Here is a 12,913-nt window from a genome sequence, read left to right on the forward strand (position 1 = left end):
TACCACTTTGCTACTTTATCACTTTTTCAAAATCACACTCATTCCCGGTCTTAATCCCTCTATTTTTTCCAGCGGGGAAGCTTTTACCTCAAATGTTTTTAGGTCGAACTGCCCGGTCGTTTTAGTTGCTTTCCAGGCAGCGTATGTGCCGAGGTCTTTCATATAATATACCTTCAAGCGTATGCTCTTGTCGAGGGCGGGGATGAATGCTTCAAATTCAGTATCCATGCCTAGTCCTTGCAACAAATCTTCGCGTACATTGAAAGTTACCCATATATCATCCAATGTAGCAATATTCATGATGGGGGCGCCTGTCCCAACCAATTCACCTACTTTGGGGAATATCTCGGATACCTCTCCGGCGGTTTGTGCTATCAAGTAAGTTTCCTTGATATACGATGCTACTTCAGCAACAACTCCTTTAGCACGTTCCACCAATGCGGCAGCGGCGGCTTTGTCTTCACGTTCGGCACCGTTCTTGGCCATGTTATATTGTGCTTTAGCTGCTTTTTCGGTAGCTATGGCTGCATCACGTTGGGCAGTAACTTCATCCAGTTTTTGTGCAGACATCACTCCTTGATCGTGCAAATTTCTTATCCGTTTATAAGATTTTTCTGCAATGACAAGTCCTGCCTGTGCTTTCTGCCACATTTCGTAGGCAGCCTGTATCTGTTCCCGACGGACACCTTTCAGAGCTTTTTCATTCTGTGCCTGTGCGGCAGCTTCGGCGGCACGTGCCTGTTCAAGCTTGGCTTGCACATCGGGTGCCTCCAGAATGGCAAGGGTATCTCCAGCTTGCACATTCTGCCCTTCTTTCACTCGAAATTCCAGAATACGTCCCGGTACTTTGCTTGATACGCGATACTCCGTTACTTCTGCTTGTCCCTGTACAATCTCCGGCCCTTTGCGGAGCATGAAGAAGCCCACAAGAGCAACTATGGCAATCACTCCCGTCAGTGTGAGAAATGCCAGTAGCATGTTACTGTTTTGTGATTTTGTATCCAACATTTTATTTACGATTTTACAATTTACAATTTCGCTTCGTTCAAAAATCACTTCATTCTTTATGAATATATAGCTCCGATTGAAACTACGTTGATTTACTATTTACAATTTCCAACTCACGATTAACTGACGTTTATTAATCGCCTGATCGTAAATTGTCGAATTGTAAATTCCCTGTAGCCTTCTTCAGATAGATTTCCGTCAACTTCACATCAATCTGTGCATCTATCTTTTCCGATTGAGCAGAAAGCCAGGCAGTATGCGCTTCAAGCACATTGCTTGCCGGTATTACCCCCTCTTCAAATCCAAGGGTAGCATAGCGTAGGTTCTCATTGGCTTTCTCCAGATTTTTTTCGGCCATGATGAGCGTTTTGGCAGCTTCGTTCACTTTGAAAGCAGATTGGTTAACTTGTAATTCTATCTTTTCTTTGGCATTGTCCAATTGGTATTGCGTGATACGCGCTTCCGATTTAGCGGCTTTTACTTTATAAATACCTTCACCCCAATGCCAGATAGGAAGGGAAACCATGACGCCTACATTCCACATTCCTTTGAATTTCTTTTCAAAGCTGTTGAAGACGGAGGGATTGGTTACCATATAGTTGCCTATCAAAGCAACGGACGGAAGAAATTCCGCACGGGTAACGTTGACTTTCTGCTTGTAAATTTGAGTAGCAAGTTTCAGACTGCGTACTTCCGGGCGGGTAGCATAAACATTATTGATATCAATATTTTTTTCTACTACCGGAACAATGCCCAAGTCATTTTTCTTTTCATCAGCCAGCGTAATGGAAGAACTAAGATCAAGTCCGCACAGTTGGCAAAGCAACATTTTGGCAAGGCTCAAACCATCGTTAACTTTAGTCAAAGTCATTTCAGCCTCATTCACCTTTACCTTGACAGATAAGCCGTCGGCTTTGGTGGCTACTCCCTCAACAATCATCTTGTCGATATCACTTTCCAACTTTTGTAATAATTCGAGGTAACCTTCCGCCAACTTTTTTTTGCTGGCGAGGGATACCACTTGCCAGTATGCCTGGTCTGTACTCAAAATGACTTCCTGTATACCGGTGTTATGCTGTTGCTGTGCCAGTTCCTCTGCATATTTGGTGATTTTGTTGTAAGCCCGTATTTTACCACCCATATACAAAGGTTGTGTCAGGGTCAATGCTCCAGTATATATATTGCGCGTGTCTGTACGAAAAGCATCAACGAGAGATTGCCCCAAACCATTGAGCGGCGTAGCGATATCTGTACTTCCTAATGACTGGAGGATTGCCATGAGTTGAGGATTTTGTATCAATTCAGGATGTTGGGTCAACATTTCTTGGATACCATTTTGTAAAGCACCACCGACCTGTGTCCCCACAGAACCGAGTGCACTTTTTTGTGCATCGCTCAGTAAAGAAAATTCTTTCTGATTACGCATATATCCGCCCGATGCAGAAATATTGGGCAGATAATTGGTGAATGCCGCTTTTTTCTGATAGTGTGCCGCATTGATTTTTTCCTGGCTAATCAACAATTCTTTGTTGTTGGCAATTGCCAATGCACGGCAACTATCCAAACTCAAAACCTCCTGTGCGACCATGGGAAGCGTCAGGCAAGTCAACCAGATGAAACAGAAGAACTTTTTCATTGGGTCTATACATTATAATAAGGTGATAAAATTGTTATTGGTATAGCAACAATAATTGCATAAACAACGATGCAAATGTATAGGCTTTCAATGATATTGCAAAATAATTTAGACCTTTTTTAATCTAAATTGAATGATTGTGATCCGATAAGCGTTCCATCGGCAAAAATATCTGCACGGTAGACACCTGCATATAGATATTCTTCTACATCCCAATAGACTGTAACATCTTGTTCTTCACCGTTATATTCAATGTATTTCTTAATGGAATATACCAAATGCCGGTTTTCGTATTGGAAAGTGTTGGAAGCGCTTTTGGTCAATACATCGTTATCGGGCTTTGTGATACGGATATAAAGCGTGCGTTCACCGGTTTCTGCAGTAATATTCTTTACGATGGTAAAGTTGATTTTGAATTTCACGATATCTTTCACCTTCTTGGCAATCTTGCCCCGCTTGTTGATAGCTTGAATATTGATATTCGTTGCATCTAATTGGGCGGCAAGAGTTACCTTCTTATTTAAGGTGTTTTTCTCTTCGGAAAGATTGTTGATTTGCCGGGAAGCGTCATTATACTTCCGCGTAACGTCTGCGATAACTTCTTTTTGGTGAGTGGTCAGGCGGCTCAGAGAGTCTATCTGGTTGATATAACCAATCATAACCTTACGTAACGTTGCCAATTCTTTTTTTAGGCGGCGTATTTCGGTTGCATTACTGCTTTTTACTGTACGCAACTCTTCCAGCAAGCGTTGTGTCTTCAACTGTTCTTGTTCCAGTAGTGCGGAAAGAGAGTCATTGGAAACGGTTAGTTTCAATTCATCATATTGTTTTGCAAAGTCTGTATATTGATTTTCCAAGTCTTCCTTTTCTAACTCGAATTCCTGAACGAGTTCATTCTTGGACTGTTTCTCGAAAACAAATAGTACAGTTACTACTATCAATAATAGTATCAAAAGACTCCCGACAACAATTTGGAGCGTATTTTTATTAGTCGCCATCTTTTTTAATGATTAATGTTTAATAATTAATGATGGGAGATAATTGGTCACCATCCTAATCGTTGGCAAAATTAATCATTAATCATTAATCATTAATCACTAATCAGTAACTAAATGTGCATTTAACTAAAATTATTACGGAAAAATTTCTTTAATTAGGAATGTCGTTGTACTTTTGTAGCATCTTTAAAAGAACACTTATTAAACAAAAAAACTTTAGAAATTATGTCAAAAGTAACCGTAGTAGGTGCAGGTAACGTAGGTGCTACATGCGCTAATGTGTTGGCCTTTAATGAAGTGGCTGACGAAGTGGTAATGCTGGATGTGAAAGAAGGCGTTTCGGAAGGTAAAGCAATGGATATGATGCAGACTGCTCAACTGTTGGGCTTCGACACCACTATTGTAGGTTGTACCAACGATTATGAAAAGACTGCTAACTCCGATGTTGTTGTTATTACTTCAGGTATTCCCCGTAAGCCGGGTATGACTCGTGAAGAATTAATTGGTGTAAATGCAGGTATCGTTAAATCGGTTGCGCAGAACATTTTGAAATATTCTCCCAATGCTATTCTTGTAGTTATTTCTAACCCGATGGATACTATGACTTATTTGTCACTGAAATCTTTGGGTGTTCCTAAGAATCGCATCATCGGTATGGGTGGTGCTTTGGATAGCTCCCGTTTCAAATATTTCTTGTCTCAGGCTTTGGGCTGCAACGCCAACGAAGTGGAAGGTATAGTTATTGGTGGTCATGGTGATACTACTATGATTCCGTTGGCTCGTTTAGCTACTTACAAAGGTCAACCAGTAAGCACATTGTTAGGTGAAGAGAAACTGAACGAAGTAGTAGCTTCTACTATGGTGGGAGGGGCTACTCTGACTAAGTTGTTGGGTACATCTGCTTGGTATGCTCCGGGTGCTGCTGGTGCATATGTAGTAGAATCTATCATTCACAACCAAAGGAAGATGATTCCTTGCTCTGTATATTTGGAAGGGGAATACGGTGAATCAGATATCTGTATCGGTGTACCTGTAATTCTTGGTAAGAATGGTATCGAGAAAATTGTTGAATTGGAACTGACCGCTGATGAAAAAGCTAAATTTGCTGCCAGCGCCGCTGCCGTTCATAAGACAAATGCTGCATTGAAAGAAGTAGGTGCTCTCTAATTGAGGGTAACTTGGAAAAATAAGTAGACCTCACGAACCTTTCTTTATAGAAAGTCGTGAGGTTTTTTCATTATCTTGTTATAAAAGAAAACCGAAATCAAATTAATATGAGGAAAATACAATTATCTATTGCTGCTCTTTTTTTTACTGTTACTACTTATGCGCAAGAATCTCCACTTTGGCTGCGTAATTGTGCCATTGCTCCTGATGGAACTACTATTGCTTTCACTTATAAAGGTGATATTTATACCGTCCCTACCACAGGCGGACGAGCGCTGCAAATTACTACCAATCCGGCATACGATACAGCACCGGTATGGAGTCCTGATAGTAAGCAGATTGCTTTTGCATCCGATCGTATGGGAAGTCTGGATGTTTTTCTTGTTTCCAAGGACGGGGGAGAACCCTGTCGGTTGACGACCCATTCCGGAAGTGAAACACCTGTTGCTTTCAGCGATACCGGTCACGTTTTGTTTTCTGCAGACATCATGCCTGCTGCCGAGAGCATTACTTTCCCTTCCAACGGACAGTTCAAACAAATATATCAGGTCTCGACGAAAGGAGGGCGTCCTGTCCTGTTTTCGTCCATACCGATGGAGCACATTTCTGTCAACAAAGATGGTGTGATACTCTATCAGGATAAAAAAGGTTATGAAGATTATTGGCGTAAACACCAAAAATCACCTATTGCGCGTGACGTATGGATGTACACTCCGGGTAAGAAGCCGCTCTATCAGCGGCAAACCACTTTTGAGGGCGAAGACCGCGAGCCCGTATGGGCTGCCGACGGCAAGTCATTTTATTATTTGAGTGAAGAGAACGGAACGTTCAATGTTTATCAACGTGTTTCCGGTACTTCGTCAGCTATACAAGTCACTTATCACACCAAGCAACCGGTTCGTTTCCTCAGTATGGCAAACGACGGTAGGCTTTGCTATGGTTATGATGGAGAAATCTATACGATGACAGTTGGTAGAAAACCGCAGAAAGTGAATGTGAATATTGTTTCCGATAAAACCGATAAAGATCTTATCCGCCAGATTAGAAATTATGGAGCTACGGAAATGGCGGTTTCTCCAGGTGGAAAAGAAGTTGCTTTCATTTTGCGTGGTGATGTCTATGTAACTTCTGTAGATTATAAAACTACTAAGCAGATTACAAATACTCCTTGCCAAGAACGGGATATCGACTTTGCTCCCGATGGTCGTTCTCTGGTTTATGCTTCTGAACGAAACGGGCTTTGGCAACTCTATACCTCTACCATTGTGCGTAAAGAGGAGAAACTTTTTGCATATGCCACGGATTTGAAGGAAGAAAGATTGACTAATTCAAAACTGACTTCTTTCCAACCACAATATAGTCCGGATGGAAAGGAAGTCGCTTTTTTGGAAAACCGTACCGCTATCCGTATTATTAATCTGAAGAGTAAAGCGGTGCGTACCGTGATGGATGCCAAATATCAGTATTCCTATTCTGACGGTGACCAATGGTATCAATGGAGTCCGGACGGCAAATGGATTCTTGCGGACTTCATCGGTGTTGGGGGATGGAACAATAAGGATGTCGTTCTTCTGCATGCCGATGGAAAAGGCGAAATGGTAAACCTCACCGAGAGCGGATATACCGACGGTCGTGCCAAGTGGGTATTGGGTGGAAAGGCCATGATATGGAGAAGTGACCGTGCCGGATACCGTAGCCATGGTAGTTGGGGAGCGGAGTTCGATACTTACATCATGTTCTTCGATGCTGATGCCTACGACCGTTTCCTTATGAATAAGGAAGATTTGGCATTGTTGGAAGAAGCCGAGAAAGTTAAGAAGGAAGAAAAGGATAAAAAAGACAAAAAGGAAACCAAGAAAAAAGGAGATAAACAAGAGTCCGGAAAAAAAGATGATACCGAAAAGGACAAGAAAGCAGAACCGTTGAAACTCGATTTGGAGAACCGTTTTGACCGTATAGTACGTCTCACTGTCAATTCTTCACATATGGGTGATGCCCTGCTTACTCCAAAAGGTGACGCCCTTTACTATCTGGCTGCTTTCGAAGGAGGTTTTGACCTTTGGAAACATGACTTGAAAGAAAATACTACGAGTATATTCCTGAAGGGTGTAGGCGGTGGCGCCTTACAGCCTGACAAAGAAGGAAAAAACATCTATCTTTGCAGTGGTGGGGGAATGAAAAAAATAGAAATCGGTGGTGGAAAAACTACCCAGATAGGATTTGAGGCATTCTTTGAGTATCGTCCGTATGATGAACGTGAGTATATTTTTGATCATGTATGGCGGCAGGTGGATGACAAGTTCTATGTGGAAAGCCTGCATGGTACCGATTGGAACGGATTTAAAGAAAGCTATAAGCGTTTTTTGCCATATATCAATAATAACTATGACTTTGCTGAGATGTTGAGTGAAATGTTGGGTGAGCTGAACGCTTCCCATACGGGGGCACGCTATTCCGCTTGGGGAGACGCATTGCCCACAGCCGCTTTGGGAGTATTCTATGATGACGCTTATAGCGGTGAGGGATTGAAAATTAAAGAGATTATAGCCCAAAGTCCTTTGACGAGGAAAAAAACAGATGTTGTTCCAGGTTGTATCATTGAGAAAATAGATGGTGTTGCTATAAAAGCAGGTGCTGATTATTTCCCGTTATTGGAAGGAAAGGTCAATCGTAAAGTCATTCTTTCTGTTTATAATCCCGATACAAAGAAACGCTTTGAAGAAACTATCAAACCTATTTCCTATGGTGCACAGAATGAACTCCTTTATAAACGTTGGGTAGAAACTTGCCGTAAGAAGGTGGAAGAACTTTCCGGTGGACGCGTCGGTTATGTTCATATCAAAGGTATGGACAGTCCGAGCTTCAGGAAAATCTATTCCGAACTTTTGGGACGTTACCGCAATAAAGAAGCGGTTGTGGTAGACGTACGTCATAATGGTGGCGGATGGCTCCATGACGATGTCGTTACTTTACTTAGCGGAAAAGAGTATCAGCGTTTTGTACCGCGCGGGCAGTATATCGGCAGTGATCCGTTCAATAAATGGTTAAAACCTTCCTGTATGCTGGTTTGTGAAGATAATTATAGTAATGCACACGGCACTCCTTTTGTGTACAAGGCATTGGAAATCGGCAAGTTGGTAGGTACTCCTGTTGCTGGAACCATGACTGCCGTTTGGTGGGAGCGCCAGATTGACTCTAGCATCGTATTCGGTATTCCTCAAGTAGGTTGTATGGATATGCAAGGAAATTATCTGGAAAATCACACTTTGCAACCTGATATACTGGTATATAATACACCAGAAGATGCCATAACGGGAAATGATACCCAACTGAAAACAGCGGTAGATTGTTTACTGCAACAGTTGCCGAAGAAAAAATAAAAGGGATTTTCAGGTGATCCGTATATATAGATGACTGAAAAACTGTTTATGGGGCTGTCCGATAAAGGACAGCCCCATTGTTGTTATAGAATTAAGTGTTGCCAATAAGGTGGCACAACCGTGCCAATGTTGTGGCAAAGTTGTGCCACCTTATTGGCACGGTTGTGCCACTTTATCGGCAAAGTGTTCTTTCCCGTCAAATTATTCATTGAGTATCAGCCTGATTTTTCCGCTCTCCCCGGTTGGTAGTTCGATACTGAACCATTGGTTGCAGATATATTGCAATTCGTTGGCTGCAAATATCAGTTCGTCGGAATTGATAACAATCTGTTCGTTTGCCGATATGGAGAAAGTGCCTTCCCGTTGTTCGATGTGGTTGGGGTAAGGTAATAATGCAGACAAATTGTCTTATGCAAAAATATTCAGCGCAAGTGTCAAACTCCAAAAGTAGAGTATACTTCGGAGATTTCCAGTGAAGAAGTTCTTTTTCATAAAGTAGTATTTAAAGGTTAACGAATCTTGGAGCGATAGTCCGGGCTGGGGTTATCTCACATCTGCACCCCACATCATTTTATTACGAAGCGTATCGAAGAATATATGGTTGAAACGTTTAATAACCTTTATACTGTAATCTGCCCGTGAAATATTCAGACGGGTGGTTTCCTTACATGTTTCACTACGACCGTCGATGGCTACCAGGAAGTTATGGCTGCGGCTCTCCACGTCAAGAGTGATTTCCCAATCATCACAGATGACGATGGGACGCACATTCAGACTATGAGGCGCAACGGGAGTGATGGCAATGGTCTTACTGTGTGGTACAATAACAGGACCGCCTACGCTAAGCGAATAAGCGGTGGAACCAGTAGGAGTGGCAATTACCAGACCGTCGGCCTGGTAGGTTGTGAGATGTGCGCCGTTGATGGCGGTATGGATACTAATCATGGATGAACTGTCACGTTTCAAAACGGCAATTTCATTGAGTGCGTATGGCGACTTCATCAGGTTTTCATCATCGCATTTCAGTTGCAGCACGCTGCGTTCTTCTACCTTATAGTGGTTGTTATAAATTTCGTCAAAAGTCTCTTCCATTTCTTCGGGAGAGATATCAGCCAGAAACCCCAGACGACCTGTATTGATACCGAGAATGGGAATGTTTTTCTTACCTACACGACTGGCTGCTTTCAAAAAAGTACCGTCTCCGCCTATACTGATAACCATGTCGGCACAGAAGTCATCACCATCAAACAATTCGGCAGGGGGAATGTTGAGGTGTAAATCCGAAGTCAGGAATTGATAGAATTCACGGCACACGCAGAGCTGTGCCTTGTGTTGTTCCAACAAGCGGAACAAGTTTTCGGCATGGGATGATTTTTTGGCTTGATAAGTATTTCCAAATATGGCAAATTTCATAGTGAATTCTGTTATTGTGATGCGCAAAGATGCTATTTTTTTCTCAGAATGCTGCCAACATATCGCTATTATTTGTACTTTTGCCCCAAACTATAGACCGAATTATGACTAGATTAAGTGTAAATATTAATAAGGTAGCAACGTTGAGGAATGCACGTGGGGGCGATGTCCCGAATGTGGTTAAGGTAGCGTTGGATTGTGAAAGTTTTGGTGCTGATGGTATAACGGTACATCCGCGCCCTGATGAACGGCACATTCGTAAAAGCGATGTTTATGATTTGCGTCCGTTGCTACGTACGGAGTTTAACATAGAGGGGTATCCCGCACCGGAATTTATCGACTTGGTTCTGAAAGTAAAACCGCATCAAGTTACGTTGGTTCCGGATACTCCTGCACAATTGACTTCAAATGCCGGATGGGATACAAAAACCAATCAAAGTTTCTTGGCAGAGGTTCTGGATGAATTTAATAATGCGGGTATCCGTACTTCTGTTTTCGTATCAACCGATGCGGAAATGATAGAGTATGCCGCGAAGGCTGGTGCCGATCGTGTGGAACTCTATACCGAACCATACGCTACTGCTTACCTCCAAGGCAAAGAAGCTGCGGTAGCTCCTTTTGTGGAAGCTGCGAAGGTTGCCCGTAGTTTAGGCTTGGGTTTGAATGCAGGTCATGACCTGAGTTTGGTAAATTTGAACTATTTCTATCAGAACATTCCATGGTTGGATGAAGTTTCTATCGGTCATGCGTTGATCAGTGATGCTCTGTATTTGGGATTGGAACGTACTATTCAAGAATATAAAAATTGTCTTCGCTGATGATGAATATGGTGTTATTGTTTCAAGCGGCTTCGGCTTTGACCGATTCGATTGCCGGTGGCAATCCGGTGCTTACTCCTGTTGGGACTCCCGACGAAATGAATTTGTGGAGTATGGCCATTAAAGGTGGATGGATTATGATTGTTCTCGGGCTGTTGTCCGTTGTCTGTTTCTACATCCTGTTTGAACGAAATTATGTAATTCGTAAGGCAGGTAAGGAAGATCCGATGTTTATGGATAAAATTAAGGATTATATCTTGGGTGGAGAAATAAAGGCGGCTATTGCTTATTGCCGTAGTGTTAATACACCTTCGGCCCGTATGATTGAAAAAGGTATCAGTCGTTTGGGGCGTCCGGTAAATGATGTGCAGGCTGCCATTGAAAATGTAGGTAACATTGAGGTGGCAAAACTGGAGAAGGGGCTGACGATTATGGCTACCATTTCGGGAGGTGCTCCGATGATTGGATTTCTCGGAACTGTGACGGGTATGGTGCGCGCTTTCTACGAAATGGCGAATGCCGGTAATAATATTGATATCACTTTGCTTTCCGGTGGTATTTATGAAGCCATGATTACTACGGTAGGTGGTTTGATAGTGGGGATCATCGCTATGTTTGCCTACAATTACTTGGTAACTTTGGTGGATGGCGTAGTGAATAAAATGGAAGCTAAGACAATGGTATTCATGGATTTATTGAACGAACCATGTTAAAACGGAGAGCTAAAATATCGCCTAATTTCAGTATGGCATCCATGACGGATGTTATTTTCCTGCTATTGATTTTCTTTATGATTACGTCTACGGTTGTATCACCCAATGCTATAAAGGTATTGCTTCCGCAGGGTAAACAGCAAACCTCTGCCAAGCCGCTGACTAGAGTTATTATTGATAAAGATCTGAATTTCTATGCTGCATTCGGTAATGACAAGGAACAGTCGTTGACGCTGGATGAATTGACTCCTTTCTTGCAGTCGTGTGCGGAGAAAGAACCGGAAATGTATGTGGCGCTGTATGCTGATGAGGCGGTGCCTTATAGAGAAATCGTTAAAGTATTGAATATAGCCAATGAAAATCATTTCAAAATGGTGTTGGCTACCCGTCCGCCGGAGGGAAAATAATGGATCAGAAGAAGAAAGGAAAATATATAGGAATGGTGGGTGCGCTATTGGTGCATGTCGCTTTTATTGCCCTTTTGATTTTGGTTGGATTTACGTTGCCCGAACAATCTGAAGAGGGTGGCGTTCCTGTGATGTTGGGAGAGGTGCCTGATGCGTTGGGCAGTGCTGACCCTTCTTTAGTAAAAGTTGATGTGATGCCTGAAGAAGTTGCCCCTGAGGTGCAGGAGACGATGGAACAAAATATGATTACGCAGGAAGATGAAGAAACCGTTGCCATAAAACCGAAAGCTGAGGAGAAGAAAAAAGAGGTGAAGAAACCAGAAAAAACGGCTGCTGAGGAAGCCAAGGAGACTCGGAGACTTGCCGAAGAAAAGGCCGAACAAGAACGGAAAGCGGCTGAAGAGGCTACCCGTAAACGTGTTGCAGGCGCTTTTGGAAAAGGTGCGCAGATGGGTAGTAAAGGTAATACGGAAGGAACCGGTATACAGGGTAGCCCTACAGGTAACTCAGATAGTGGTTCTACTTCAGGAGTCGGAGGTTATGGAACATTTAATCTGGGTGGACGTTCTATAGGTGAAGGCGGTTTACCACGACCGGTGTATAATGTGCAGGATGAAGGCAGGGTTGTGGTTACTATCACCGTAAATCCTGCGGGACAGGTAATTGCAACAAGTATAAACCGGCAAACCAATACCGTAAATCCCGCTTTGAGGAAAGCTGCGGAAGATGCTGCAAAAAAAGCGCGTTTTAATGTAGTGAGTGGTTTGAACAATCAGACGGGAACGATAACATATTATTTTAATTTAAAATAAGAGGAGGAATAATTATGGGTACAGTCTATGTATTTTTTGCAGATGGATTTGAGGAAATTGAAGCTTTCACTTCTGTTGATGTCATGAGACGTGCAGGCTTGAATGTGGAAATGGTGACAGTAACCCCTGATGAAATAGTGACAGGAGCTCATGATGTACCGGTGCTTTGTGATAGGAACGTGGTGAATTGCGATTTCTTTGATGCGGAGCTGGTATTGCTTCCGGGTGGTATGCCGGGGGCTGCTACTTTAGAAAAATGTGATGAACTGCGTAGACTTGTTTTGCGTTTTGCCGAAGAAAAGAAACCGATTGCTGCGATTTGTGCCGCCCCCATGGTACTTGGCAAGTTGGGATTGTTGAAGGGTAAGAAGGCAACTTGTTATCCGGGATTTGAACAATATCTGGAAGGTGCGGAATGTACCGGAGCACTTGTGGAAAGAGATGGTAATATCATTACCGGTAAAGGGCCGGGGGCTGCTATGGAATTTGCTCTAGCCGTGGTGGAGTTGTTGCAAGGTAAAGAAAAAGTGCAGGAGTTGAAAGAAGCAATGTGTGTATAAA

12 protein-coding genes are annotated in these 12,913 nt (G+C 42.7%); 7 read left to right on the forward strand and 5 right to left on the reverse strand.

Features of this window, described 5'->3' with window-relative positions; genetic code table 11:
- Window positions 1–18 precede the first annotated feature (18 nt).
- The 3 genes from C1A09_RS10105 to C1A09_RS10115 all read right to left on the reverse strand — a co-directional run bounded on the left by C1A09_RS10105 (window position 19) and on the right by C1A09_RS10115 (window position 3,642).
- Window positions 19–1,008, reverse strand: coding sequence for an HlyD family secretion protein (locus C1A09_RS10105; RefSeq protein WP_180949208.1), 990 nt, complete (start codon window positions 1,006–1,008; stop codon window positions 19–21).
- Between the two features lie 133 nt (window positions 1,009–1,141).
- Window positions 1,142–2,644 carry a TolC family protein gene (locus C1A09_RS10110; protein ID WP_101543650.1) on the reverse strand — a complete coding sequence of 501 codons (1,503 nt, stop codon included), beginning with the start codon at window positions 2,642–2,644 and terminating at the stop codon, window positions 1,142–1,144.
- A gap of 119 nt (window positions 2,645–2,763) precedes the next feature.
- Window positions 2,764–3,642 carry a DUF8429 coiled-coil domain-containing protein gene (locus C1A09_RS10115; RefSeq protein ID WP_101543653.1) on the reverse strand — a complete coding sequence of 293 codons (879 nt, stop codon included), beginning with the start codon at window positions 3,640–3,642 and terminating at the stop codon, window positions 2,764–2,766.
- A gap of 225 nt (window positions 3,643–3,867) precedes the next feature.
- Here C1A09_RS10115 and mdh point away from each other — a divergent pair, with 225 nt between their 5' ends.
- Together mdh and C1A09_RS10125 are read left to right on the forward strand one after the other, a co-directional pair.
- Window positions 3,868–4,809: a malate dehydrogenase gene (mdh, locus tag C1A09_RS10120; protein ID WP_101543655.1), complete on the forward strand. Its 942-nt coding sequence runs from the start codon at window positions 3,868–3,870 to the stop codon at window positions 4,807–4,809.
- A gap of 107 nt (window positions 4,810–4,916) precedes the next feature.
- The gene (locus tag C1A09_RS10125; RefSeq protein ID WP_101543658.1) at window positions 4,917–8,189 is read left to right on the forward strand and encodes a S41 family peptidase; all 3,273 of its coding nucleotides are present in this window, start codon (window positions 4,917–4,919) and stop codon (window positions 8,187–8,189) included.
- A gap of 201 nt (window positions 8,190–8,390) precedes the next feature.
- Here the strand turns inward: C1A09_RS10125 and C1A09_RS10130 are convergent, their stop codons facing one another.
- Together C1A09_RS10130 and C1A09_RS10135 are read right to left on the reverse strand one after the other, a co-directional pair.
- Window positions 8,391–8,591, reverse strand: a complete 201-nt coding sequence (locus tag C1A09_RS10130) for a beta-N-acetylhexosaminidase family protein (protein ID WP_101543662.1) — start codon at window positions 8,589–8,591, stop codon at window positions 8,391–8,393.
- A gap of 141 nt (window positions 8,592–8,732) precedes the next feature.
- Window positions 8,733–9,602, reverse strand: coding sequence for an NAD kinase (locus tag C1A09_RS10135; RefSeq protein WP_101543664.1), 870 nt, complete (start codon window positions 9,600–9,602; stop codon window positions 8,733–8,735).
- 104 nt (window positions 9,603–9,706) lie between these two features.
- Between C1A09_RS10135 and C1A09_RS10140 the strand changes: the two genes are divergently transcribed.
- Genes C1A09_RS10140 through C1A09_RS10160 form a run of 5 tightly spaced genes read left to right on the forward strand, consistent with a single transcriptional unit; the run spans window position 9,707 to window position 12,912 of the window.
- Window positions 9,707–10,420 carry a pyridoxine 5'-phosphate synthase gene (locus tag C1A09_RS10140; RefSeq protein WP_101543667.1) on the forward strand — a complete coding sequence of 238 codons (714 nt, stop codon included), beginning with the start codon at window positions 9,707–9,709 and terminating at the stop codon, window positions 10,418–10,420.
- Window positions 10,420–11,133, forward strand: a complete 714-nt coding sequence (locus C1A09_RS10145) for a MotA/TolQ/ExbB proton channel family protein (protein WP_101543670.1) — start codon at window positions 10,420–10,422, stop codon at window positions 11,131–11,133. Before C1A09_RS10140 ends, C1A09_RS10145 begins: the two co-directional genes overlap by 1 nt.
- Window positions 11,127–11,540, forward strand: coding sequence for an ExbD/TolR family protein (locus C1A09_RS10150; protein ID WP_101543672.1), 414 nt, complete (start codon window positions 11,127–11,129; stop codon window positions 11,538–11,540). The genes C1A09_RS10145 and C1A09_RS10150 overlap by 7 nt, the downstream gene beginning before the upstream one ends.
- On the forward strand, window positions 11,540–12,352 hold the full coding sequence (locus C1A09_RS10155) for a cell envelope integrity TolA family protein (protein ID WP_101543674.1): 813 nt from the start codon (window positions 11,540–11,542) through the stop codon (window positions 12,350–12,352). The genes C1A09_RS10150 and C1A09_RS10155 overlap by 1 nt, the downstream gene beginning before the upstream one ends.
- Before the next feature lie 14 nt (window positions 12,353–12,366).
- Window positions 12,367–12,912, forward strand: coding sequence for a DJ-1 family glyoxalase III (locus tag C1A09_RS10160; protein ID WP_101543677.1), 546 nt, complete (start codon window positions 12,367–12,369; stop codon window positions 12,910–12,912).
- The last annotated feature ends 1 nt before the right edge of the window (window position 12,913 follow it).

Origin of the sequence: Bacteroides cutis (assembly GCF_900241005.1) — a bacterium.
In the GTDB taxonomy this organism is placed as follows: domain Bacteria; phylum Bacteroidota; class Bacteroidia; order Bacteroidales; family Bacteroidaceae; genus Bacteroides; species Bacteroides cutis.

Coding starts and splice junctions, on each gene's coding strand:
- C1A09_RS10115 (WP_101543653.1), bottom strand. CDS start 3,642: ATGGCGACTAATAAAAATACGCTCCAAATTGTTGTCGGGAGTCTTTTG.
- C1A09_RS10110 (WP_101543650.1), bottom strand. CDS start 2,644: ATGAAAAAGTTCTTCTGTTTCATCTGGTTGACTTGCCTGACGCTTCCC.
- C1A09_RS10145 (WP_101543670.1), top strand. CDS start 10,420: ATGATGAATATGGTGTTATTGTTTCAAGCGGCTTCGGCTTTGACCGAT.
- C1A09_RS10160 (WP_101543677.1), top strand. CDS start 12,367: ATGGGTACAGTCTATGTATTTTTTGCAGATGGATTTGAGGAAATTGAA.
- C1A09_RS10155 (WP_101543674.1), top strand. CDS start 11,540: ATGGATCAGAAGAAGAAAGGAAAATATATAGGAATGGTGGGTGCGCTA.
- C1A09_RS10125 (WP_101543658.1), top strand. CDS start 4,917: ATGAGGAAAATACAATTATCTATTGCTGCTCTTTTTTTTACTGTTACT.
- C1A09_RS10105 (WP_180949208.1), bottom strand. CDS start 1,008: ATGTTGGATACAAAATCACAAAACAGTAACATGCTACTGGCATTTCTC.
- mdh (WP_101543655.1), top strand. CDS start 3,868: ATGTCAAAAGTAACCGTAGTAGGTGCAGGTAACGTAGGTGCTACATGC.
- C1A09_RS10150 (WP_101543672.1), top strand. CDS start 11,127: ATGTTAAAACGGAGAGCTAAAATATCGCCTAATTTCAGTATGGCATCC.
- C1A09_RS10140 (WP_101543667.1), top strand. CDS start 9,707: ATGACTAGATTAAGTGTAAATATTAATAAGGTAGCAACGTTGAGGAAT.
- C1A09_RS10135 (WP_101543664.1), bottom strand. CDS start 9,602: ATGAAATTTGCCATATTTGGAAATACTTATCAAGCCAAAAAATCATCC.